The organism is Staphylococcus sp. HMSC36A10 (genome assembly GCF_001838845.1).
In the GTDB taxonomy this organism is placed as follows: domain Bacteria; phylum Bacillota; class Bacilli; order Staphylococcales; family Staphylococcaceae; genus Staphylococcus; species Staphylococcus aureus.
Map to the genome: position 1 here is coordinate 115,298 of NZ_KV839117.1, position 23,573 is coordinate 138,870.

The 23,573-nt window shown below is 31.7% G+C and carries 23 protein-coding genes; 13 read left to right on the forward strand and 10 right to left on the reverse strand.

Going from position 1 to position 23,573, the window contains the following annotated elements; all coding sequences use genetic code 11:
- The first annotated feature begins 2 nt into the window (after positions 1-2).
- A complete protein-coding gene (qoxD, locus tag HMPREF3247_RS08280) occupies positions 3-281 on the forward strand; it encodes a cytochrome aa3 quinol oxidase subunit IV (RefSeq protein ID WP_001797236.1) in 279 nt (92 codons plus the stop codon).
- A 536-nt stretch (positions 282-817) separates the two neighbouring features.
- Here the strand turns inward: qoxD and fmtA are convergent.
- Positions 818-2,011, reverse strand: coding sequence for a teichoic acid D-Ala esterase FmtA (gene fmtA, locus HMPREF3247_RS08285; protein ID WP_000671245.1), 1,194 nt, complete (start codon positions 2,009-2,011; stop codon positions 818-820).
- 450 nt (positions 2,012-2,461) lie between these two features.
- Here fmtA and HMPREF3247_RS08290 point away from each other — a divergent pair, with 450 nt between their 5' ends.
- From HMPREF3247_RS08290 to atl, 4 genes are all read left to right on the forward strand, one after another.
- Positions 2,462-3,679, forward strand: a complete 1,218-nt coding sequence (locus tag HMPREF3247_RS08290) for a polyisoprenyl-teichoic acid--peptidoglycan teichoic acid transferase (protein WP_001031979.1) — start codon at positions 2,462-2,464, stop codon at positions 3,677-3,679.
- A 47-nt stretch (positions 3,680-3,726) separates the two neighbouring features.
- Positions 3,727-4,197 carry an osmotic stress response protein gene (locus HMPREF3247_RS08295; RefSeq protein WP_000088431.1) on the forward strand — a complete coding sequence of 157 codons (471 nt, stop codon included), beginning with the start codon at positions 3,727-3,729 and terminating at the stop codon, positions 4,195-4,197.
- 154 nt (positions 4,198-4,351) lie between these two features.
- Positions 4,352-4,786 (forward strand): GNAT family N-acetyltransferase, encoded by a 435-nt coding sequence (locus HMPREF3247_RS08300; RefSeq protein ID WP_000491985.1) that lies wholly within the window; start codon positions 4,352-4,354, stop codon positions 4,784-4,786.
- Positions 4,787-5,013: 227 nt separating this feature from the next.
- Positions 5,014-8,784, forward strand: a complete 3,771-nt coding sequence (gene atl, locus HMPREF3247_RS08305) for a bifunctional autolysin (protein ID WP_001074561.1) — start codon at positions 5,014-5,016, stop codon at positions 8,782-8,784.
- Between the two features lie 69 nt (positions 8,785-8,853).
- Here atl and HMPREF3247_RS08310 read toward each other — a convergent pair whose 3' ends face one another.
- Positions 8,854-8,964, reverse strand: a complete 111-nt coding sequence (locus HMPREF3247_RS08310) for a hypothetical protein (RefSeq protein WP_001788579.1) — start codon at positions 8,962-8,964, stop codon at positions 8,854-8,856.
- A 26-nt stretch (positions 8,965-8,990) separates the two neighbouring features.
- A complete protein-coding gene (locus tag HMPREF3247_RS08315) occupies positions 8,991-9,410 on the reverse strand; it encodes a MarR family transcriptional regulator (RefSeq protein WP_000278012.1) in 420 nt (139 codons plus the stop codon).
- 152 nt (positions 9,411-9,562) lie between these two features.
- Here HMPREF3247_RS08315 and HMPREF3247_RS08320 point away from each other — a divergent pair, with 152 nt between their 5' ends.
- The 5 genes from HMPREF3247_RS08320 (at position 9,563) to sspC (ending at position 15,091) form a co-directional block, all read left to right on the forward strand.
- Positions 9,563-10,573, forward strand: a complete 1,011-nt coding sequence (locus HMPREF3247_RS08320) for an acyltransferase family protein (protein ID WP_000202433.1) — start codon at positions 9,563-9,565, stop codon at positions 10,571-10,573.
- A 195-nt stretch (positions 10,574-10,768) separates the two neighbouring features.
- Positions 10,769-11,923: an aminotransferase class I/II-fold pyridoxal phosphate-dependent enzyme gene (locus HMPREF3247_RS08325; protein WP_000777577.1), complete on the forward strand. Its 1,155-nt coding sequence runs from the start codon at positions 10,769-10,771 to the stop codon at positions 11,921-11,923.
- A gap of 527 nt (positions 11,924-12,450) precedes the next feature.
- Positions 12,451-13,461 (forward strand): Glu-specific serine endopeptidase SspA, encoded by a 1,011-nt coding sequence (sspA, locus tag HMPREF3247_RS08330; RefSeq protein WP_000676528.1) that lies wholly within the window; start codon positions 12,451-12,453, stop codon positions 13,459-13,461.
- An 81-nt stretch (positions 13,462-13,542) separates the two neighbouring features.
- Entirely contained in the window at positions 13,543-14,724 is a 1,182-nt protein-coding gene (gene sspB, locus HMPREF3247_RS08335; protein ID WP_001089095.1) for a cysteine protease staphopain B, read from the forward strand.
- Between the two features lie 37 nt (positions 14,725-14,761).
- Positions 14,762-15,091, forward strand: a complete 330-nt coding sequence (sspC, locus tag HMPREF3247_RS08340) for a staphostatin B (protein WP_000284457.1) — start codon at positions 14,762-14,764, stop codon at positions 15,089-15,091.
- A gap of 237 nt (positions 15,092-15,328) precedes the next feature.
- Here sspC and menB read toward each other — a convergent pair whose 3' ends face one another.
- Genes menB through HMPREF3247_RS14950 form a run of 5 tightly spaced genes read right to left on the reverse strand, consistent with a single transcriptional unit; the run spans position 15,329 to position 19,985 of the window.
- Entirely contained in the window at positions 15,329-16,150 is an 822-nt protein-coding gene (menB, locus tag HMPREF3247_RS08345; RefSeq protein WP_000184947.1) for a 1,4-dihydroxy-2-naphthoyl-CoA synthase, read from the reverse strand.
- Positions 16,143-16,946 (reverse strand): 2-succinyl-6-hydroxy-2,4-cyclohexadiene-1-carboxylate synthase, encoded by an 804-nt coding sequence (gene menH, locus HMPREF3247_RS08350; RefSeq protein ID WP_000150222.1) that lies wholly within the window; start codon positions 16,944-16,946, stop codon positions 16,143-16,145. Before menH ends, menB begins: the two co-directional genes overlap by 8 nt.
- The gene (gene menD, locus HMPREF3247_RS08355) at positions 16,933-18,606 is read right to left on the reverse strand and encodes a 2-succinyl-5-enolpyruvyl-6-hydroxy-3-cyclohexene-1-carboxylic-acid synthase (protein WP_000526688.1); all 1,674 of its coding nucleotides are present in this window, start codon (positions 18,604-18,606) and stop codon (positions 16,933-16,935) included. The genes menH and menD overlap by 14 nt, the downstream gene beginning before the upstream one ends.
- Positions 18,593-19,927 (reverse strand): isochorismate synthase, encoded by a 1,335-nt coding sequence (locus HMPREF3247_RS08360; protein ID WP_223223602.1) that lies wholly within the window; start codon positions 19,925-19,927, stop codon positions 18,593-18,595. Before HMPREF3247_RS08360 ends, menD begins: the two co-directional genes overlap by 14 nt.
- On the reverse strand, positions 19,881-19,985 hold the full coding sequence (locus HMPREF3247_RS14950; RefSeq protein ID WP_001791731.1) for a hypothetical protein: 105 nt from the start codon (positions 19,983-19,985) through the stop codon (positions 19,881-19,883). The genes HMPREF3247_RS08360 and HMPREF3247_RS14950 overlap by 47 nt, the downstream gene beginning before the upstream one ends.
- 150 nt (positions 19,986-20,135) lie before the next feature.
- Here HMPREF3247_RS14950 and HMPREF3247_RS08365 point away from each other — a divergent pair, with 150 nt between their 5' ends.
- Positions 20,136-21,074 carry a 1,4-dihydroxy-2-naphthoate polyprenyltransferase gene (locus HMPREF3247_RS08365; protein ID WP_000070970.1) on the forward strand — a complete coding sequence of 313 codons (939 nt, stop codon included), beginning with the start codon at positions 20,136-20,138 and terminating at the stop codon, positions 21,072-21,074.
- A 51-nt stretch (positions 21,075-21,125) separates the two neighbouring features.
- Here the strand turns inward: HMPREF3247_RS08365 and HMPREF3247_RS08370 are convergent, their stop codons facing one another.
- The gene (locus HMPREF3247_RS08370; RefSeq protein WP_000620949.1) at positions 21,126-21,677 is read right to left on the reverse strand and encodes a GNAT family N-acetyltransferase; all 552 of its coding nucleotides are present in this window, start codon (positions 21,675-21,677) and stop codon (positions 21,126-21,128) included.
- Positions 21,678-21,841: 164 nt separating this feature from the next.
- Here HMPREF3247_RS08370 and HMPREF3247_RS08375 point away from each other — a divergent pair, with 164 nt between their 5' ends.
- Both HMPREF3247_RS08375 and HMPREF3247_RS08380 read left to right on the forward strand, forming a co-directional pair.
- Positions 21,842-22,057: a TM2 domain-containing protein gene (locus HMPREF3247_RS08375; protein WP_000867357.1), complete on the forward strand. Its 216-nt coding sequence runs from the start codon at positions 21,842-21,844 to the stop codon at positions 22,055-22,057.
- A gap of 63 nt (positions 22,058-22,120) precedes the next feature.
- Positions 22,121-22,252: an SAR1012 family small protein gene (locus HMPREF3247_RS08380; RefSeq protein ID WP_020978112.1), complete on the forward strand. Its 132-nt coding sequence runs from the start codon at positions 22,121-22,123 to the stop codon at positions 22,250-22,252.
- A 45-nt stretch (positions 22,253-22,297) separates the two neighbouring features.
- On the opposite strand, the gene HMPREF3247_RS08385 is transcribed toward HMPREF3247_RS08380, so the two are convergent.
- Positions 22,298-23,257 carry an ABC transporter substrate-binding protein gene (locus HMPREF3247_RS08385; protein ID WP_001081351.1) on the reverse strand — a complete coding sequence of 320 codons (960 nt, stop codon included), beginning with the start codon at positions 23,255-23,257 and terminating at the stop codon, positions 22,298-22,300.
- Positions 23,258-23,573 lie beyond the last annotated feature (316 nt).

A 23,573-nucleotide genomic window follows, 5' to 3' on the forward strand; every position in this document is an offset into this window, starting at 1 on the left:
TAATGAAACATACTGTAGGATTTATCGCATCTATCGTATTAACGCTTTTAGCAGTTTACGTAACACTATACACGTCATTAACATTCCACGCGAAGTTGACAATTATCTTTGGCTTTGCATTCGTCCAAGCAGGACTTCAATTATTAATGTTCATGCATTTAACTGAAGGTAAAGATGGACGTTTACAAACATTCAAAGTTATCTTTGCTCTTGTAATTACACTTTGTTTCGTTGTCGGAACATATTGGGTTATGCAAGGCGGTCACTCTTCACACTTATAAACAACATTTTAATAATGTAAAGTTTAACCAGCTAACACTTTTGTTAGCTGGTTTTTATTTTCCTTCAATTTTTAAATGGTTAAGTCCCCTTCTATATCTTATAAGACAATCATTATAATCAATTCAATTAATACATTAACAACCACAACTAATAAATATAGTAACTTCAAAATCCATATTTATGTCTAAAGATAATCTCAATGTTGTTCACGTCAATAAAATTATCCCTAGGTTTTTAAAAATTGTACATGTTTAAACAATCAAAAATGTACATTATTAAATTATCATTTCCAGTTAGATTTAGAAAACATTCAGACCACGCATGGACCAACGTATTCGTCTTCATTTATTTTAGTCTGATGCCAACTCATCAAATGTTTTCTCCTTTTATCAGTTAACACATATTTTTAAACTCATCCTTCTTCAACATTATACTTTAAACTTTTTACCACTATAAAAAAGAAGATATAACTCGTATACTGGTAAGATAAGGTCGATGCCTTAATGCCATATACATGTTATATCTTCTATATTAATTATTGAACAATAACACCCTTCGTATTGTAAGGTTTATTTTGTTTTAAAATATCATTATAAATATGTTTGATTCGAACTTCATTGTTTCCTTTTACATTTAATGCAAGTACAACTACATACTTATCATTATAGTAAACAGTAAAGACTTGTCCAAAGAATCCCCCGTTAAGTCTATTCAATGTTGGCTTAGCATAGAAACCATATCGATATTCATCTGGATACTGTTTCGTACCAAACTCATGTAATAATGGATTGGTTATTTTAGGACTGAATAATTTATATTGTTGTATTTGAGTAATTAATTTACCCATATCTGTTGGTGTCATATATAAATTACCTGCACCATAGTATTGGTCCAAAATATTAGGTCTTAAGAATGAAAGTCCTGTACTATTATAAGCATAACCTTTTGCTAGATATTTTTTAAAAGGTTGTTCATCATAAAATGCTGTGTGCTGAAGTTTTAAAGGATCTCCTATTTTTGTATAATAATTCTCAGCATAAGATTTACCTGTAACTTCTTCAATAACTTTCGCAAGTACTAAATAATTCCCATCGTTATACATATGCTTTTTGTATTTCTTAGGATCAATACCACGTTTTTGAATCGCTTTAACTGCTTGATCTAAGTTTTTATAATCTTTTGAGGATTTATATTTATATAATCCACTTTGATGCAACATCAAATCTTTCAATGGGATAGGCTTAGATGTTTTAAACCATGGAAGGTATTTACTTACTGGATCATTGATATTTATTTTATGTTCTTCTTCTAACTGTTTTAACAGTAACCCTGTTGAAAATTTTTGAGCTGAACCTATTAAAAACATCGTATTCGGTGTGTTTTTAATACCTTTTTCAAAATCTTGATATCCATAACCTTTACTCATTTTCAATTTGCCATTTTCATATATAGCTACTGAACCGTTAAATAATGAACTTTGTAAATACTTGTCAATTTTCTTATATTTAGGATCCTTGCTATTATATACCTCTTTTAGTTTAGACGGCGCAACCTTTTCCTTATTACGATCCACTAAATATTTTTCATTGTCTGATAATTTTGTTTCCTTATGTATTGGGTCTATAGAATGTGTCTTCGTCTGTAATCGATGAAAAATTAACGCTATAGAAATAATGATAAATAATAGTACACACGCATGAATAACTAGTTTTACTTTATTAAATTTCATTTGATAATTGCCTCACAATGTATTCATTTTATATATTTAAATCGTTAAAAATTTGAACCTAGATGCCTAATAATACAACTTACAAAAATTAACTTATCATTCATTTATGCTTTACGCTACATAGTAATAAGTTTTTCTAATATGTTATCTATACAACAAAATTAATTATACCTTATCACTTTGTATAAATCACTCGAATTTATATTACGCCTTTAAATTTTTTAAGACATCATACTAAAGTCGCATTATATTTTTAAAAATGCTTTTTGATTTTAACAAAACATTCAAATTACAAGGAACTTTGACATAACATTTGTATTTTTTACTATAAAGTACTACAATTTAAGGCTATAATGTATTAGTAATGAAGTTGTATAAATATCGTTCAACTAATTATATTTTAAAATTATGATTATGATTTAACAAAAATTTAATATAGGAGCATCAATCATGAATAAATTTTTAAAATACTTTTTGATCCTTCTAGCATTGGTTCTCATTGTTGTTCCAATAGTCTTCGCTACGTTACTTTTTAAAACGTCCCAAGATGCATTCGAATCTTCTCAAGACAGCAAAAATGCTAATCGTCAATCCAACTTAAGAGATAATAAAGTCAATCCCGAAGAACAACCTATCTCTATTCTTTTCTTAGGTATCGATGATAACGATGGAAGAAGAAAAAAAGGACAGGATGCTGAACACTCTAGATCAGACGCTATGATTTTAACTACTTTTAATCAATCAAAACATCAAATTAGAATGCTTAGTATTCCACGTGATACTATCAGCTACATTCCTAAAGTTGGCTATTACGATAAGATTACCCATGCACATGCATATGGTGGTCCAATTGCCGCAATGGATTCGGTAGAAGCTACCATGAATGTACCTGTTGATTATTATGTGAGAGTCAATATGAAAGCATTTGTCGAGGCTGTAAATGAGCTTGGTGGCATATACTATGATGTGCCATACGACTTAAATGAACCTAACACAGATGATACTGGTAAGATTAAAATTAAAAAAGGGTACCAAAAATTAAATGGTGATGAGGCTTTAGCAGTTGCTAGAACTAGACATCATGATTCAGACTTAAAACGTGGACAACGTCAAATGGAATTAATTAAGATTTTATTCCAAAAAGCACAGGAAGTTGATTCTATTGATAAACTTGATAACGTGATTCAAATTGTAGGTAAAAATGCAAAGCATAATTTAACTAACTCTGAAATTAAAGCTTTAGCAAAAATGTACTTAACAAATGATGTTGAAATTAAAACTGCGCAATTAAAAGGTAAAGATGATATGTTAAATGGTATTTACTATTATCATCCAAGTGTTGAAAGCATTCAAAAATATGCAAACTTACTTCGTAAAGACTTAGAATTATCACCTATTAATGATAAAAATGATTTCTTAGATCAACGTGTCATTAATCATTATGGTTCATTAATACCGTTAACGCCTTTAGATAGTAGTTTATTGAGAAAAGAACAAAATGATACGACAGATAAAGATAAGACATCTTACGAGAACAATGATTCAACTAATAACAGTGATTCCAGCAATCAACAACAACCTGCTACAGATCAAAACTTAAATCAAAATCAAGGTGGCACACAACAAGCGCCACAAGCTTCAAATAACCAAAATGGTGTTGTAAATTAATATTATATGACGATTAACATTTACTATTTATGAAAGGAGCATCATACATGAGTAGAAAAACATACGAAAAGATTGCAAATATAAATGGCATGTTTAATATGTTAGAACAACAAATCATTCATAGCCAAGATATGGCTCATTTTAGAAGTGAATTTTTTTACGTCAATCATGAGCATCGAGAAAACTATGAAGCACTCCTAATTTATTACAAAAATAGTATCGACAATCCTATTGTAGATGGTGCATGTTATATTTTAGCCCTACCTGAAATTTTCAATAGTGTTGATGTTTTCGAATCAGAGTTACCATTTTCATGGGTATATGATGAAAATGGCATTACCGAAACAATGAAATCACTAAGCATTCCATTACAATATTTAGTTGCAGCAGCATTAGAAGTAACTGATGTGAATATATTTAAGCCTTCAGGATTTACAATGGGAATGAATAATTGGAATATTGCTCAAATGCGAATCTTTTGGCAATATACAGCAATTATTAGAAAAGAAGCACTATAACATTAATAATTAATTAGCTATAAAGATGATTCACAACAATCATCTTTATAGCTTTTTTATGTCTAATTATTTTTGAGGAAAATAACAATCGTTATTCTATGTTATTATTAGTAAATTAAATGTAAATGATTTTGTTAGGATGTGGAGGAATTTTATGTTTTCAAAAGTAAACAATCAAAAGATGTTAGAAGATTGCTTCTATATAAGAAAGAAAGTGTTTGTAGAAGAACAAGGCGTCCCTGAGGAAAGTGAAATTGATGAATATGAATCTGAATCTATTCACCTCATTGGATATGATAATGGACAGCCAGTTGCCACTGCTCGAATACGCCCTATTAATGAAACAACTGTCAAAATAGAACGAGTAGCTGTGATGAAATCACATCGTGGACAAGGAATGGGTAGAATACTTATGCAAGCTGTAGAATCATTAGCTAAAGATGAAGGTTTTTACGTAGCTACTATGAATGCCCAATGTCATGCTATCCCATTTTATGAAAGTTTAAACTTTAAAATGAGAGGTAATATATTTCTTGAGGAAGGCATCGAGCATATTGAAATGACAAAAAAGTTAACCTCGCTTAATTAAAAAAAGTTGTATCTATTTTAGAAACATTTGTAATAAACCAATTCTTAAATTGACATCAATTCTATTTGATTTGTCACGTCACCATTGAGATTCAAAAATTTTTTCATTTTTTTACAGTGAAAATGTAAATTAAGAGTATATTACAAATTGGTTAAATACGCACAGGTATATAAAACAGGTACTATAATGTTAGTAATAATTAATAAATGTTAGGAGTAATAAATAGAATGGCGAAAAAATTCAATTACAAACTACCATCAATGGTTGCATTAACGCTTGTAGGTTCAGCAGTCACTGCACATCAAGTTCAAGCAGCTGAGACGACACAAGATCAAACTACTAATAAAAACGTTTTAGATAGTAATAAAGTTAAAGCAACTACTGAACAAGCAAAAGCTGAGGTAAAAAATCCAACGCAAAACATTTCTGGCACTCAAGTATATCAAGACCCTGCTATTGTCCAACCAAAAACAGCAAATAACAAAACAGGCAATGCTCAAGTAAGTCAAAAAGTTGATACTGCACAAGTAAATGGTGACACTCGTGCTAATCAATCAGCGACTACAAATAATACGCAGCCTGTTGCAAAGTCAACAAGCACTACAGCACCTAAAACTAACACTAATGTTACAAATGCTGGTTATAGTTTAGTTGATGATGAAGATGATAATTCAGAAAATCAAATTAATCCAGAATTAATTAAATCAGCTGCTAAACCTGTAGCTCTTGAAACGCAATATAAAGCCGCAGCACCTAAAGCTGCAACTACAACAGCACCTAAAGCTAAAACTGAAGCGACACCTAAAGTAACTACATTTAGCGCTTCAGCACAACCAAGATCAGTTGCTGCAACACCAAAAACGAGTTTGCCAAAATATAAACCACAAGTAAACTCTTCAATTAACGATTACATTCGTAAAAATAACTTAAAAGCACCTAAAATTGAAGAAGATTATACATCTTACTTCCCTAAATACGCATACCGTAACGGCGTAGGTCGTCCTGAAGGTATCGTAGTTCATGATACAGCTAATGATCGTTCGACGATAAATGGTGAAATTAGTTATATGAAAAATAACTATCAAAACGCATTCGTACATGCATTTGTTGATGGGGATCGTATAATCGAAACAGCACCAACGGATTACTTATCTTGGGGTGTCGGTGCAGTCGGTAACCCTAGATTCATCAATGTTGAAATCGTACACACACACGACTATGCTTCATTTGCACGTTCAATGAATAACTATGCTGACTATGCAGCTACACAATTACAATATTATGGTTTAAAACCAGACAGTGCTGAGTATGATGGAAATGGTACAGTATGGACTCACTACGCTGTAAGTAAATATTTAGGTGGTACTGACCATGCCGATCCACATGGATATTTAAGAAGTCATAATTATAGTTATGATCAATTATATGACTTAATTAATGAAAAATATTTAATAAAAATGGGTAAAGTGGCGCCATGGGGTACGCAATCTACAACTACCCCTACTACACCATCAAAACCAACAACACCGTCGAAACCATCAACTGGTAAATTAACAGTTGCTGCAAACAATGGTGTCGCACAAATCAAACCAACAAATAGTGGTTTATATACTACTGTATACGACAAAACTGGTAAAGCAACTAATGAAGTTCAAAAAACATTTGCTGTATCTAAAACAGCTACATTAGGTAATCAAAAATTCTATCTTGTTCAAGATTACAATTCTGGTAATAAATTTGGTTGGGTTAAAGAAGGCGATGTGGTTTACAACACAGCTAAATCACCTGTAAATGTAAATCAATCATATTCAATCAAACCTGGTACGAAACTTTATACAGTACCTTGGGGTACATCTAAACAAGTTGCTGGTAGTGTGTCTGGCTCTGGAAACCAAACATTTAAGGCTTCAAAGCAACAACAAATTGATAAATCAATTTATTTATATGGCTCTGTGAATGGTAAATCTGGTTGGGTAAGTAAAGCATATTTAGTTGATACTGCTAAACCTACGCCTACACCAACACCTAAGCCATCAACACCTACAACAAATAATAAATTAACAGTTTCATCATTAAACGGTGTTGCTCAAATTAATGCTAAAAACAATGGCTTATTCACTACAGTTTATGACAAAACTGGTAAGCCAACGAAAGAAGTTCAAAAAACATTTGCTGTAACAAAAGAAGCAAGTCTAGGTGGAAACAAATTCTACTTAGTTAAAGATTACAATAGTCCAACTTTAATTGGTTGGGTTAAACAAGGTGACGTTATTTATAACAATGCAAAATCACCTGTAAATGTAATGCAAACATATACAGTAAAACCAGGCACTAAATTATATTCAGTACCTTGGGGCACTTATAAACAAGAAGCTGGTGCGGTTTCTGGTACAGGTAACCAAACTTTTAAAGCGACTAAGCAACAACAAATTGATAAATCTATCTATTTATTTGGAACTGTAAATGGTAAATCTGGTTGGGTAAGTAAAGCATATTTAGCTGTACCTGCTGCACCTAAAAAAGCAGTAGCACAACCAAAAACAGCTGTAAAAGCTTATACTGTTACTAAACCACAAACGACTCAAACAGTTAGCAAGATTGCTCAAGTTAAACCAAACAACACTGGTATTCGTGCTTCTGTTTATGAAAAAACAGCGAAAAACGGTGCGAAATATGCAGACCGTACGTTCTATGTAACAAAAGAGCGTGCTCATGGTAATGAAACGTATGTATTATTAAACAATACAAGCCATAACATCCCATTAGGTTGGTTCAATGTAAAAGACTTAAATGTTCAAAACTTAGGCAAAGAAGTTAAAACGACTCAAAAATATACTGTTAATAAATCAAATAACGGCTTATCAATGGTTCCTTGGGGTACTAAAAACCAAGTCATTTTAACAGGCAATAACATTGCTCAAGGTACATTTAATGCAACGAAACAAGTATCTGTAGGCAAAGATGTTTATTTATACGGTACTATTAATAACCGCACTGGTTGGGTAAATGCAAAAGATTTAACTGCACCAACTGCTGTGAAACCAACTACATCAGCTGCCAAAGATTATAACTACACTTATGTAATTAAAAATGGTAATGGTTATTACTATGTAACACCAAATTCTGATACAGCTAAATACTCATTAAAAGCATTTAATGAACAACCATTCGCAGTTGTTAAAGAACAAGTCATTAATGGACAAACTTGGTACTATGGTAAATTATCTAACGGTAAATTAGCATGGATTAAATCAACTGATTTAGCTAAAGAATTAATTAAGTATAATCAAACAGGTATGACATTAAACCAAGTTGCTCAAATACAAGCTGGTTTACAATATAAACCACAAGTACAACGTGTACCAGGTAAGTGGACAGATGCTAACTTTAATGATGTTAAGCATGCAATGGATACGAAGCGTTTAGCTCAAGATCCAGCATTAAAATATCAATTCTTACGCTTAGACCAACCACAAAATATTTCTATTGATAAAATTAATCAATTCTTAAAAGGTAAAGGTGTATTAGAAAACCAAGGTGCTGCATTTAACAAAGCTGCTCAAATGTATGGCATTAATGAAGTTTATCTTATCTCACATGCCCTATTAGAAACAGGTAACGGTACTTCTCAATTAGCGAAAGGTGCAGATGTAGTGAACAACAAAGTTGTAACTAACTCAAACACGAAATACCATAACGTATTTGGTATTGCTGCATATGATAACGATCCTTTACGTGAAGGTATTAAATATGCTAAACAAGCTGGTTGGGACACAGTATCAAAAGCAATCGTTGGTGGTGCTAAATTCATCGGCAACTCATATGTAAAAGCTGGTCAAAATACACTTTACAAAATGAGATGGAATCCTGCACATCCAGGAACACACCAATATGCTACAGATGTAGATTGGGCTAACATCAATGCTAAAATCATCAAAGGCTACTATGATAAAATTGGCGAAGTCGGCAAATACTTCGACATCCCACAATATAAATAAGCAACATGAACATAGGATCAAAAGTCATCCCCCACTATCAATCATGGGGGATGACCTTTGATCCCTTTTTTATACATACACAAGCAAAAATAGCGGTGATTGTTTACCATCAATTTTAACAATCACCGCTACTTTTGCTTGTAATTCATGATTCAATTTTTGTTGTGTGCACAATGACACTAAATTATGTGTTTGCTATTGCCGTGTTACAACGATATGCGTCGTTGATTTAACTTATCAAGTAATTGATTTAAATTGTCTAATTCGACTTCCGATAAACATTGACATCTTGCTTCAATCAATTCGCAACGTGCATTATTTATTTGTGAAATTAATGTACGTGCTTGATCAGTCAAAATTAATTCTTTACATCTTAAATCATCGCTAGATTGTTGACTTGTGATGTACCCTTTCAAAACTAATTTCTTAATCCACCTTGAAACTATAGATTGTTCCCTGCTAATCTTCATCGTCAAATCATACTGTGATAAGCGATCGTAATTAAATAAAATACGGAGAAGTTCTAGCTGTTCAGATGTGATATCCGTGCGTTGTCCAAATCTTCTATTCACTAAGTTTAAGTCATTGTTAGTCAGTGTAATAAGTTTTTCAAGTTGTTTATACATGTTGTTCTACTCCACTACATATTATTTATAATATTATATGCTTTTTTTATAATTTTTACAATACTATTCGACACAATAGACAAATTTGTTGCATAACTAATACAAAATATAATAAATTAGTAAGAGTCTTATGGACATAAAGGAGATAAAATATGACTTCATTAAAAGAGAGAGATTATTTTTTTGACAACGCAAGAGCAATTTTAATATTATTAGTCGTATTTGGACATATGTTACAACCCTACACTAGTGGCGATAAATATTTATCAGCATTATACCTAGTTATTTATAGTTTCCATATGCCAACATTTTTGTTTATATCTGGTTATTTCGCGAAAAATATTGATAAACCATACTATTTAGAAAAAATTTCAAAACGTTTGATAGTACCTTATATGATATTTTTTGCATTCTTTTCAATATATTATTTCTTAACAGGTAAAAGTGACGAATTACAACTTGATCCTTTTAACCCAGTATTTGCGTTATGGTTTTTGATCACGCTATTTTTCTTTCATGTCATTTTAGTAATAGTTAGAAGATTTAATCCATATAAAGTGCTATCAGTTTCAATTATTATATCTATTGGAGCAGGTTTTTCAGATAACATCGATAGCTACTTGAGCATTTCAAGGACAATCGTATTTTTCCCAATATTTTACCTAGGTTACATTTTCACCAAAAAACATACGGCTATTTTTAAAAATAAAAAACTAATACCAGTATCTATCATTACCTTTATTTTGTTTTTTATCATTTACGTGATTCATCCTATCAATGCAGATTGGTTATTGGGAAGTTCACCATATACTTCACTTGAAAATGAAGGACAGAGTATATTCAGTCCTTTTAAACGACTTATATTATATGGAATTATATTAATCGCAATGACTGCGTTTCTAAATTTAATGTCAACAAAGAAAAAATTATATACTTATATTGGTAGTCGTACGCTATACGTATATTTATTACATGGTTTAATTATTGGCATTGTTAGAGGATTTGAATGGTACCCATTCGATAATCCTATATCATTAATGACTTATCTTTATTTAATAAGTATATCTGTAATCATCGTATATGTATTATCTACAAACTTTGTTTGTAAATGGACAAATCCAATAATTAATTTACAAAGACCATCACAGTTTAAAGATTCTTAATTTTATACTGTCTAAGTACATTAACTGTAACCACTTTATTCATTTTGAAAAGTAGTTACTACAGTGTATTTAGACATTTTTCGTTTTTCAAATAAAGCTTAAGTAATTTACCCTTTTTTGCTTTAAAAGTATGTTATGATATTATTAATTTCTAAATTTTTAGACAATATTTGATTTATATTTGAGGTGTCACAAATGAAACTTTCTTTAAATTCTAATTCTAAATATTTAAGAGCACCAAGTATTCGCCAATTTTCAAATCGTATGAATAATTTGGATGATTGTGTTAATTTAACTATTGGCCAACCAGACTTCCCGATGCCTGATGTTGTGAAAAAGGCATATATTGATGCTATTAACAATGACAAGACATCATACTCTCACAATAAAGGGTTATTAGAAACTCGCGAAGCAATTAGTCAATACTTCAAAAATCGTTATCATTTTTCCTATGATCCTGAAGAAATTATTGTGACAAATGGAGCAAGTGAAGCAATAGACACAACGTTACGTTCTATCATAGAGCCTGGAGATGAAATTATAATACCGGGACCAATTTATGCAGGCTACATACCACTCATCGAAGTACTAGGTGGTAAACCAATTTATATTGATACAACAGCAACACAATTTAAAATTACACCTGATGCATTAGAAAGTCATATTTCTCCAAAGACAAAAGCTGTCTTGTTAAATTATCCGACTAATCCAACTGGCGTAGTTTTAAAAAGAAATGAAGTTTTAAATATCGTAAATGTATTAAAAAAATATCCGATATTTATTATTAGCGATGAGATTTATGCTGAAAATACATTTAGTGGTAAACATGTATCCTTCGCTGAATTTGAAGACATTCGTGATCAATTAATATTAATTGGTGGTTTAAGTAAATCACACTCAGCAACCGGAATAAGAATTGGTTTTCTATTAGGACCTCAATATTTGATTGATAAATTAACATTTATGCACGCCTATAATTGTATTTGTGCCAATGTTCCAGCTCAAATAGCATGTATAACAGCACTTAACGAAGGATTAGAAGCTCCTAAATATATGAACGAAGCTTATGTAGAACGAAGAAATTATTTAGTATCTGAATTAACTAAATTAGGTTTTGAGATTACCGCTCAACCTGAAGGCGCGTTTTATATTTTCCCAAGTATTAAACATATCACCGATGACGATTTCGAATTTTGTGTCGATTTACTTGAATCAACACATTTAGCAATCGTTCCAGGCTCATCCTTTACAGAATTCGGTAAAGGATTTGTAAGGATTTCCTATGCTTATGAAATGGATGTTTTAAAAGAAGGTATGAAGAGACTTGCTAAATATTTAAATACTAAATAAAAATGATATGTTGAACTGGACGTCGTGAACTAAATTCATAGTACGTTCAGTTTTTTATATTCTATAAGTTTTAAATAATACTCTATAGAGACTGTAAATACTACCGAGTTATATTCCTCTCCTTTAAACACCTCACTCAAAATGATTCTATCAAAAGGTTTTAATATGCTAACTTATAATTGTTCTTCGAAACTTAAGCACTCAAATAATATATCACCATTCATATTAATCTACCTTTGGCCAAACAATTATTATTCAAAAGTTACTATTTATTATTATAAACAAATACTTTCCATTCGCTCTCAATTCCTTTCTTATTTATTCTTTTAGATAAATGCAAACAATTGACGATCTTATCAATTTAACTCAATTTAATAAAGTATAATACAATTCAATTTTAATTCCCTTAATGTTTTTGTAAACTCTAATCTTTACAAAAACTTTTTAATTTATTTATATATTCTTATTGACTTAAAAATTTTTAGTGTTATATTTAACTTGTAAATAAATTTTTTGGAGGTTTTTAGATGAAAGGTAAATTTTTAAAAGTTAGTTCTTTATTCGTTGCAACTTTGACAACAGCGACACTTGTGAGTTCTCCAGCAGCAAACGCGTTATCTTCAAAGGCTATGGACAATCATCCGCAACAATCACAGTCAAGCAAACAGCAAACACCTAAGATTCAAAAAGGCGGTAACCTTAAACCATTAGAACAACGTGAACACGCAAATGTTATATTACCAAATAACGATCGTCACCAAATCACAGATACAACGAATGGTCATTATGCACCCGTAACTTATATTCAAGTTGAAGCACCTACTGGTACATTTATTGCTTCCGGTGTAGTTGTAGGTAAAGATACTCTTTTAACAAATAAACACGTCGTAGATGCTACGCACGGTGATCCTCATGCTTTAAAAGCATTCCCTTCTGCAATTAACCAAGACAATTATCCAAATGGTGGTTTCACTGCTGAACAAATCACTAAATATTCAGGCGAAGGTGATTTAGCAATAGTTAAATTCTCCCCTAATGAGCAAAACAAACATATTGGTGAAGTAGTTAAACCAGCAACAATGAGTAATAATGCTGAAACACAAGTTAACCAAAATATTACTGTAACAGGATATCCTGGTGATAAACCTGTAGCAACAATGTGGGAAAGTAAAGGAAAAATCACTTACCTCAAAGGCGAAGCTATGCAATATGATTTAAGTACAACTGGTGGTAACTCAGGTTCACCTGTATTTAATGAAAAAAATGAAGTGATCGGAATTCATTGGGGCGGTGTACCAAATGAATTTAATGGTGCGGTATTTATTAATGAAAATGTACGCAACTTCTTAAAACAAAATATTGAAGATATCCATTTTGCCAACGATGACCAACCTAATAACCCAGATAATCCTGATAACCCTAACAATCCTGATAACCCTAACAACCCAGATGAACCAAATAATCCGGACAACCCTAACAACCCTGATAATCCAGACAATGGCGATAACAATAATTCAGACAACCCTGACGCTGCATAAACTTCATCTTAATTTAGATTTAGTAAATAGAAGCAAAGTCTTAGCAACGCAAAATATTTTGATTTAAATGGAGGGTATTATATGAATAGTTCATATAAATCTAGAGTATTCAATATTATAAGCATCATAATGGTTTCAATGCTTATTTTATCACTAGGCGCATTTGCTAATAACAATAAAGCCAAAGCCGATTCACACTCTAAACAGCTAGAAATTAATGTTAAGAGTGACAAAGTACCTCAAAAAGTAAAAGATCTAGCACAACAACAATTTGCTGGTTATGCTAAAGCATTAGATAAACAAAGTAATGCAAAAACTGGTAAATATGAACTTGGCGAAGCTTTTAAAATTTATAAATTTAATGGTGAAGAAGATAATAGTTACTATTATCCAGTTATAAAAGACGGTAAAATTGTTTATACTTTAACACTTAGCCCTAAAAATAAAGATGATTTAAACAAATCAAAAGAAGACATGAATTACAGTGTTAAAATTTCAAACTTCATCGCTAAAGATTTAGACCAAATTAAAGATAAAAATTCAAATATCACTGTTCTTACTGATGAAAAAGGATTTTATTTTGAAGAAGATGGCAAAGTTAGATTAGTAAAAGCTACGCCACTACCTGGTAATGTAAAAGAAAAAGAAAGTGCTAAAACAGTTTCATCAAAATTGAAACAAGAGTTAAAAAATACAGTAACACCTGCTAAAGTTGAAGAAAACGAAGCGATACAAGAAGATCAAGTTCAATATGAAAATACATTAAAAAACTTCAAAATTAGAGAACAACAATTCGATAACTCATGGTGTGCAGGATTTAGTATGGCAGCATTATTAAATGCAACTAAAAATACAGACACTTATAATGCACATGATATTATGCGTACATTATACCCTGAAGTAAGTGAGCAAGACCTTCCTAATTGCTCAACATTCCCTAATCAAATGATTGAATACGGTAAATCACAAGGCAGAGATATTCATTATCAAGAAGGCGTACCATCATATGAACAAGTTGATCAACTTACAAAAGATAATGTAGGAATTATGATTCTTGCACAAAGTGTATCTCAAAACCCTAATGATCCACATTTAGGACATGCCCTAGCAGTTGTTGGTAATGCTAAAATTAATGACCAAGAAAAACTTATTTACTGGAATCCTTGGGATACAGAATTATCAATCCAAGATGCAGATTCAAGCCTATTACATTTATCATTCAATCGTGATTATAACTGGTATGGTTCAATGATAGGTTACTAAAAAGTAATATAGATATTGATTAAAGGCAGGTAAAACTATGTATCAACTACAATTTATAAATTTAGTTTACGACACAACCAAACTCACACATCTAGAACAAACCAATATCAATTTATTCATTGGTAATTGGAGTAATCATCAATTACAAAAATCAATTTGTATACGTCATGGCGATGATACAAGTCACAATCAATATCATATTCTTTTTATAGATACGGCACATCAACGCATTAAATTTTCATCTATTGATAATGAAGAAATCATTTATATTCTTGATTATGATGATACACAGCATATCCTCATGCAAACGTCATCCAAACAAGGTATTGGCACTTCGCGCCCAATCGTTTATGAGCGCTTAGTATAACTAATTTAAATGATTTCACTTCATAAAGCGGGTTGGCGAGAATTCAATTTCTCACCAGCTCGTTTTTTGATTGTAATAATAATCTTTAACATTTATTTTTTCTCTATTAATTTTCTCAAACTATCTTATATTTATGATAATTAATTAAAAGCCCCTTTTAAATTCTTATAAAATAAAAAAGCCACCTATCGTCGCTAATAAACGACGCAAGTGACTTAATATCATATTCAAAATAACTTATGGGAATTTAGGGAATTGATCGAAGTCAGGATCACGTTTTTCTTTAAACGCATCACGGCCTTCTTTCGCTTCATCAGTTGTGTAATAAAGCAGTGTTGCATCCCCAGCCATTTGTTGTAAACCAGCTAAACCATCTGTGTCAGCATTCATAGCTGCTTTAAGGAATCGTAACGCTGTTGGTGAGTGTTTCATAATCTCTTTACACCATTGCACAGTTTCATCTTCAACTTTCTCTAAAGGTACCACTGTATTTACTAGACCCATATCTAAAGCTTCTTGTGCATTGTATTGACGACATAAGTACCAAATTTCACGTGCTTTCTTATGTCCAACGATACGTGCTAAATATCCTGAACCATAACCCGCATCAAATGAACCTACTTTAGGACCAGTTTGTCCAAAAATAGCATTATCAGCAGCAATCGTTAAGTCACAAACAACATTTAGTACATTACCGCCACCTACAGCATAACCTTTTACCATCGCGATAACCGGTTTTGGAATAATACGAATTAAACGTTGTAAATCTAATACATTTAAGCGAGGGATTTGGTCTTCACCTACATAACCACCATGTCCACGTTTCTTCTGGTCACCACCAGAACAGAATGCTAAATCACCTTCACCAGTTAATACGATAACTGAAACGTTTTGATCATCACGTGCACGTGAAAATGCGTCAATCATTTCAGCAACTGTTTTAGGTGTAAACGCATTGCGTACTTCAGGGCGATTTATTGTTACCTTAGCAATCCCTTCGTAAAATTCATATTTGATTTCATCATATTCTCTAAGTGTTTCCCATTGTCTGTTAGTCATTTTGCTCCTCCTTTAAAAATCCTAATATCATTGTATCAAATTCATCACTATCTTCCACATGAATTGTATGACCTGTAGCAGAAATTAATTTACATTTACTATTAGGAATTAAATTTGCCATTTTTTTCGCAATCTGTACAAATTTTTCATCATATTCTCCAGCTAATATTAATGTTGGTACTTTAATTTCTTTCAGGCGCGGCCATAAGTTTGGCATTTGACCTGTACCATAATCTCTTAATGCTTTGGCCATTTTCTGTGGCGATTGAGACAATCGTTGTAGTCTTATTTGATGTTGTATTTCAACTGGTAATTCTAGTTGCGATTGAAATAATGGCAACTTTTCCCAATCATTAACAAATAATTCAATACCTGCTATGTCTAATACTTTAGCACGTGCATCATCAACAAGACGGCGTTCCAATTGATTTGCTTCTTCTTTAATACCTGGTGACGTACTTTCTAATATCAAATTAGATATAGGGATGTGACCATTAATTGCATAATATAATGCAACACGTCCACCCATTGAATATCCAAACAATGTTATTGATTTATCTTTATATTTATCTAAAATTCGGTCTAACAACGTAGTAATATAATCAAAATTCCACGTTTCATCCATTGAAGACTGATCTTCGCCATGTCCTGGTAAGTCTATAGTGATGACATGACAGATATCAGTATATTTATCGATGTGATTATAATAAGTACGACTGTCGCTAAGAAAACCATGCAGTAATACTAAAACTTGATTGGTCTCAACGTTTGCTTCATAGTAATTATAATGTGTCATGAATCATTTCACTCAATTTCTGATATAAAATTTGATGCTGTTTAAAGTTATCTTCGCGATTCGTTATCAATTCATAAATCGTCGAAGTTTCAGATAACAATGTGGCATTTTTAAATTCTGAAACACTGTTAAAACGTTTAAAATCGAATTGATATAACTTAGCTGTATACTCGAAATCCAATCCCGTCGGTGTGCCAAACAACCGTTCAAAATAGTCAGTTGCACTTTCTTTTTGTGGTAAATATGAAAAAATACCGCCACCATCGTTGTTCAATAATACAATATTCATCTGAATATTATTTAATTTTGACATTAATAGTCCATTCATATCATGATAAAATGATAAATCACCTATCAATAATGTTATTCGTTTATGCACAGCCATACCCAGTGCAGTTGAAACGATACCATCAATACCATTCGCACCACGATTCGCATAGACATCTATATTTTTATTCAATAACAAGTTATCTACATCTCTGATAGGCATACTATTACTAATAAATAATGCATCTTTTTCAGATGTTTTCTTAATCAATTCACCAACGAATGCACTCTCATCTGTAGCTTGTTCCAAATAACATTTAATTTCTTTACGCCCTTTTTTCTCTAAGCGTTGCCATTTTTCTAACCAACTTACGCGATTAACTGTCGTGTCTTCCATTAATGACCTAAAGAAATCATTCGCAGAAATCTCATATGAAATATCTGGTGCTATCGGAAAGACATCAATCTTATCATTGTTTTGCACTAATATTTGAAATGCATCAGTTTTCTTTAACCATTGATTCAACTTTTTAGAAATCACTGGTTTTCCAACACGAATTACGAAATCCACATTTAAGTCTAAGCCGCTTCTAAACAGCAAATCATATGTACAGATAACATTCGGATGATCAAATTTTCTTAAATGACTTAAAGGATCAGCTAAAATAGGCAAATCATATATCGTTGAATACGTCAGTATTTGATCAACTTCTTGGTGCTGCATATCCCCTACAATAATTAAACCTTTTTTCTTATTTAAAATGTGTCTTAATGCCGATGCATCTATACTTTTTTGATAGTGCGGTAAAATCTTCATCTCAGAAGTTAACAATTCTGTTGCATTTAAATCAGGTGTTAACGGATCTCTAAATGGCAAGTTAAAATGAATTGGCCCTTTATGTGGTCCATATAAATATTGACTAGCAATTTGCATTTGATAATAAATTGCATCAATGGTCTCTTTACTATCATCCGCAATAGGCATATCGAACTCATAACTTACATAATTATTAAACATATTTACTTGATTAATCGCTTGTGGTGCGCCTACACTTCTTAATTCATGCGGACGGTCACTTGTTAAAACGATTAATGGAATTCTACTAATTTGGCTTTCAGCAATTGCAGGCGTATAATTCGCTGCTGCTGTACCTGACGTACATAATATAGCAACAGGTCTTTCACTGCCTTTAATTAACCCAACTGCAAAAAACGCTGCACTTCGCTCATCGGGGTGTATCCATGTTTTAATATTTGGATGTGCTTCAAATGCAAGTGCAAGTGGCGTTGAGCGTGATCCCGGACTGATAACTACTTCCCTTACGCCGTACGCATATAACTCAGATGCAAATGTAAAAACTTGCTTCGTTAAAGCTGCTTTATGATTTCCCATTCATATCGACTCCTAATGCATTCATCATTGGTGTGAACTTAAGGTTCGTTTCTGCCAATTCACTATCTGGATCAGAATCTTTAACAATGCCACACCCTGCAAATAAAGTTGCTTGTGCTTTCTTAATAAGCATCGAACGAATTGCAACAATAAATTCACAATCATCATATATATCTATATAGCCAACCGGCGCACCATATAATCCTCGTGTACCAAATTCTTTCTGTTCAATAAAATCCATCGCAAATTCTTTTGGATAGCCACCTAAAGCAGGTGTTGGATGTAAATTATCAATTAAACTAATATACGAATCATCCTTCAGTGGCGCCTTTATTTCAGTGTACAAGTGATATAAATGATCATTTTTTAGAATTTTAGGCGTCTTATCATAATGTAATTCAGTGATATAAGGTTTAATATCATGTAAAATACTGTCAACAACAAATCGATGTTCGATTAAGTTTTTATTATCTTTTAAAAATGCTTCAACATTTTTTGTATCTTCGTCCTCATCTTGTGAACGTTTAATTGTACCTGCTACAGCTTTAGTCGATAGTATTTTATTATTGACCTTTATTAATTGTTCAGGTGTTTGTGAAAAGAATATAGAATCTTGTGATTCTAACAAGAATATATAACTGTTTTTTTCTTTAGAATATGCTTGCTTTAGAATATATGGAATACTGATATCTTTATCGAACTTTATTAACCGTCTACGTGCTAGTACAATTTTTTCTTCATTATTAATAGATTCTATAGCTTCTACTACAAGTTGACGCCAGTCATCTTTATAAATATCTTCATTTCTAGTAATTTCCCCAATTTGCTCGTCCACATCTATGTCCGATATATTGTTGAACAAATCCATTAAATCGTTCAATGCCTCAACAGTAAAACTTTCCCTTTTAACTGTATAAGTTAAAAATGTCCCATTTTTATCAGTTGAAATTAAAACTTCAGGTAATACAAAATGATTTAGTCCAAACTCTCGCCATTCATCATCTGATTTATGACTTGAAAATTGGAACCCTCCAACAACTCGAAGATGATGTTTCTCAGATTGCGGATGTATAAATGTGATGTTATGTTTTAATTTTTCCCAGTCTTTAAAAATAGATTGTTTATTTTTAGAATTATTTTTGAATAATTGAATTGCTTTGTAGCCAAAATATGACGTTCGATTATCATTCAAACGCATATAAAAGCGATCTCCTGCCTCATTGTCAGTGAGATGAAATAATGTGCTCGGGTCTAGTGACTGTGATAATTTCACTTCAACTGAAACCCATTCCTTTGAGCTGCCATATATCTCTTTGACAATATCGTCCTCTAATACGCCCGTAGCCATCCATTTCACTTCTTTCTTCGTCTTTTTTCACTCATTATTATATTGTATCATTTTTGGATAATTGTGTTACAAGAATTGCTTAAACTTATCTTGCAATTTTTCACGTCAATTGACCTTTATGCTACTTTCTATTAAAATATCTTTGTTATAAAAAATATGATTTAAAGAGGTTTTGTATTCAATGAGTAATCAATATCAGCAATATTCTACAGTTAAGAAATATTGGCATTTAATGCGTCCTCATACATTAACTGCTTCCGTAGTACCCGTTTTAGTTGGTACAGCAGCATCTAAAATATATTTTCTTGGTAGCGAAGATCATATTAAAATCAGCCTATTCATTGCCATGTTACTAGCATGCTTACTTATTCAAGCAGCAACTAATATGTTTAATGAATACTATGATTATAAAAAAGGCCTTGATGATCATGAATCTGTAGGCATTGGTGGTGCCATTGTTCGCAACGGTATGAGCCCAGAGCTTGTGCTACGATTAGCCATTGCATTTTACATCTTAGCAGCAATATTAGGTTTGTTTTTAGCTGCTAACTCTTCATTTTGGTTATTACCAGTTGGATTAGTATGTATGGCTGTTGGTTACCTATATACAGGTGGCCCTTTCCCTATTTCATGGACGCCTTTCGGTGAATTATTCTCAGGCGTATTTATGGGTATGTTTATTATCGTTATTGCATTCTTTATTCAAACTGGCAATATTCAAAGTTATGTAATTTGGTTAAGTGTACCTATAGTAATCACTATCGGTTTAATTAATATGGCTAACAATATTCGCGACCGTGTCAAAGATAAAGCAAGTGGTCGCAAAACTTTACCCATTCTATTAAGTAAAAATGCTTCTTTAACATTTATGGCAATCATGTACTTTATCGCTTATGCCTTTATTGTACTTACGATCATTATTAAACCTGGTGGCTCATTATTTTACTTACTTGCGTTGTTATCATTCCCAATGCCTGTTAAAGTTATCAGACGTTTCAAGAAGAATGATACACCGCCTACAATGATGCCAGCAATGGCTGCTGCTGGTAAAACAAATACATTTTTCGGTTTATTATATGCATTAGGTATTTATATTAGTGCATTATTTGCAGGCATTTAATAGAAAATGATACTACTCGGCAATCGACTTACATCGAACTGTCGAGTTTTTTTATTTAACAATTAAATGATGATACATGTGCTTGTATAATTCAATCTGTCCATCAGATATAAAGCCTACTTTTTTATATAACTTTAATGCTGCTTCATTATTAATATCGCAATTCAAACTCCATTTAACATGTGTATTTGATTCAAGTAATGACGTTAATAACTTTGTCGCGATGCCTCTACCTCTATATGCTGCAAATGTCGCAATTGTTTCTATATAATACTCATCGTCTTTAGCTTCTTTTACAGGTAATGGCGTGCCATATTGTTTTATTTCTTCTGGCAAGTCAAGTAGTTCCCATGCTTTTTCGTATTTCAATTCATTTTCACCACTATAGCTAATAATACAACCTGCTACTTTATTTTCTACTTCATAAACTAAAATATGCTGATAAAAAGTTCGATATGTTGCATCAACACAGCTTTTTTCAATTGCATCTAATACCATGTCTTTAGGTAGATGCTTTACCAATTCTAATTCCATATCATCCCAAACCATATAAACTAACTTCGCAATATCAAATCGGTCCTCTGGACGTGCTTGACGTATCACTATGTCATCATTCCCTTTTACGTTATTAACATTTATTATATAGAAATTCTAGCTTATTTTAAAAAGATATACTTATAATTTTAGAAAGTTTGAAAATTCTAAAGTTAGAAATATTGGTTTTCACAACGAATTTAAGTAGAATTATAGTTAAGGAGGATTTACAAATGAAAGTCAATAAAGCCATTTATGTTATTGTTGCATTATTTCTTGGAGGTTTAGGTATTCATAAATTTTATGCTGATAAATTTGGACAAGGTCTTTTTCACTTATTATTTTTCTGGACAGGTATCCCTACCATCATCTCAATAATACATGCAATTTTTGTCATTTTTACTAAAAAAGCAGATAAAGATGGTTATATTATATTCCCTAAAAATTAAATTGTGACAATGACGTTTAAAAAGCATATATGAATGGGTATATAGTTCGTAAGATATAGAGAAATGAGGTATGTAACGATGCGCCAATTCATTAAAAGAATTGTTAAAACAATCCTTGTCGGTTATGTAATTAAATTTATTCGAAATAAACTTTCAGGTAAATCATCACATCCGACAGATAATAAACATAATTAAAAATACAGCGCCACTCTTATATGATTTACGAGTAGCGCTGTATTTTTATTTTGCTTTTTCTGCAATTTTTTCTAAATCTTCTGCCATACTTTCACTTGCGATAATCCCCCTTGATTTCAACCACTTATTTCGGTCAACGTCATAAACTTTGTTATCTTTCACAGCTTTTAATGATTTCCAAACTGCAGGATCAATGAATTTCGTTCTATTTTTGTCCGTTTTTCCGTCAGTGGCTAAAATCATAACTTTTGGATTGATATTGGCAAGTTCTTCATTATTTAAATATATATAAGGACCACCCTTGCGTTCACCAACATGCGTAGTTTTGTCTTTTGTGACTTCAGGTTGAATACCCATTTTAATTAAGAATTGTCCCATAAATGTATCTTCATTATTAATAAACATACCTGCTCTTGAGATACCGAATGCAAATGCAGATTTTAACGTACTCTGTTCAATTTTCTTTCTAATCTCCGCTAATATTTTATCATGCTTTTCCAGACGCTTCTCGCCTTCTTTCTCTTTGCCTACTGCTTTAGCGACTGTTTTAAATGCTTCAATATTTGCATTATAATCTCCCGTACCGCTAACTAACATGATTGTCGGAGCAATTTTGCTCAATTCTGATTTGATTTTCTTATGTCTGCTAACATCTGCAATGATCAAATCCGGTTTTAATTTACTTATCACTTCCATATTCGGTTGCGGTCTAGATCCAACCGATTCATATGCCCCAATCTTATCTCTTACTGACTTTGTTATATTTTTAGTGCTGCCATCATCTGCAATACCAACAGGTTTCATATCTAATGCTGCTAAATAATCAGCAAAACTATATTCTAATACAACAACACGTTTAGGATTTTTCTTAATTTTTTCAGTTCCTAATTCATCTTTTATTGTCGTCATTTCAGTTTTCTCTTCAGTATCTTTTTGACCACAACCCGCTACTGCTACAACTAAGATTAGCATAAACACAACTAATTTAACGATATTCCTATTCACATATTTACCTCCAAACAACTTTAATAGAAAACTACATTATTATTTTATCATTTAATTTGTTTATGATATATTTGGTATGCTATTATTTTTTCTTATCATAGTTTATTATCAAATCTTCTTATTATAAACAGCAAATGGCCTCTAATTTTGAAGATGACGCACTGGTTAATAATACTCATTTATCTCAAACCATCATTCTAATTATCCATACTACTCTCGCAATTTCATAATAGTGTTTACGATTCATAAATAGCGATGCAATAGTTAATTCATTTCCCTATAATCTTTGCACTATGCTGTACTAATCTTTATTTAT

Excerpts from the sequence above, each read along its gene's own strand:
- qoxD (WP_001797236.1), top strand. The coding sequence starts at position 3 with ATGAAACATACTGTAGGATTTATCGCATCTATCGTATTAACGCTTTTA.
- fmtA (WP_000671245.1), bottom strand. The coding sequence starts at position 2,011 with ATGAAATTTAATAAAGTAAAACTAGTTATTCATGCGTGTGTACTATTA.
- HMPREF3247_RS08290 (WP_001031979.1), top strand. The coding sequence starts at position 2,462 with ATGAATAAATTTTTAAAATACTTTTTGATCCTTCTAGCATTGGTTCTC.
- HMPREF3247_RS08295 (WP_000088431.1), top strand. The coding sequence starts at position 3,727 with ATGAGTAGAAAAACATACGAAAAGATTGCAAATATAAATGGCATGTTT.
- HMPREF3247_RS08300 (WP_000491985.1), top strand. The coding sequence starts at position 4,352 with ATGTTTTCAAAAGTAAACAATCAAAAGATGTTAGAAGATTGCTTCTAT.
- atl (WP_001074561.1), top strand. The coding sequence starts at position 5,014 with ATGGCGAAAAAATTCAATTACAAACTACCATCAATGGTTGCATTAACG.
- HMPREF3247_RS08315 (WP_000278012.1), bottom strand. The coding sequence starts at position 9,410 with ATGTATAAACAACTTGAAAAACTTATTACACTGACTAACAATGACTTA.
- HMPREF3247_RS08320 (WP_000202433.1), top strand. The coding sequence starts at position 9,563 with ATGACTTCATTAAAAGAGAGAGATTATTTTTTTGACAACGCAAGAGCA.
- HMPREF3247_RS08325 (WP_000777577.1), top strand. The coding sequence starts at position 10,769 with ATGAAACTTTCTTTAAATTCTAATTCTAAATATTTAAGAGCACCAAGT.
- sspA (WP_000676528.1), top strand. The coding sequence starts at position 12,451 with ATGAAAGGTAAATTTTTAAAAGTTAGTTCTTTATTCGTTGCAACTTTG.
- sspB (WP_001089095.1), top strand. The coding sequence starts at position 13,543 with ATGAATAGTTCATATAAATCTAGAGTATTCAATATTATAAGCATCATA.
- sspC (WP_000284457.1), top strand. The coding sequence starts at position 14,762 with ATGTATCAACTACAATTTATAAATTTAGTTTACGACACAACCAAACTC.
- menB (WP_000184947.1), bottom strand. The coding sequence starts at position 16,150 with ATGACTAACAGACAATGGGAAACACTTAGAGAATATGATGAAATCAAA.
- menH (WP_000150222.1), bottom strand. The coding sequence starts at position 16,946 with ATGACACATTATAATTACTATGAAGCAAACGTTGAGACCAATCAAGTT.
- menD (WP_000526688.1), bottom strand. The coding sequence starts at position 18,606 with ATGGGAAATCATAAAGCAGCTTTAACGAAGCAAGTTTTTACATTTGCA.
- HMPREF3247_RS08365 (WP_000070970.1), top strand. The coding sequence starts at position 20,136 with ATGAGTAATCAATATCAGCAATATTCTACAGTTAAGAAATATTGGCAT.
- HMPREF3247_RS08375 (WP_000867357.1), top strand. The coding sequence starts at position 21,842 with ATGAAAGTCAATAAAGCCATTTATGTTATTGTTGCATTATTTCTTGGA.
- HMPREF3247_RS08380 (WP_020978112.1), top strand. The coding sequence starts at position 22,121 with ATGAGGTATGTAACGATGCGCCAATTCATTAAAAGAATTGTTAAAACA.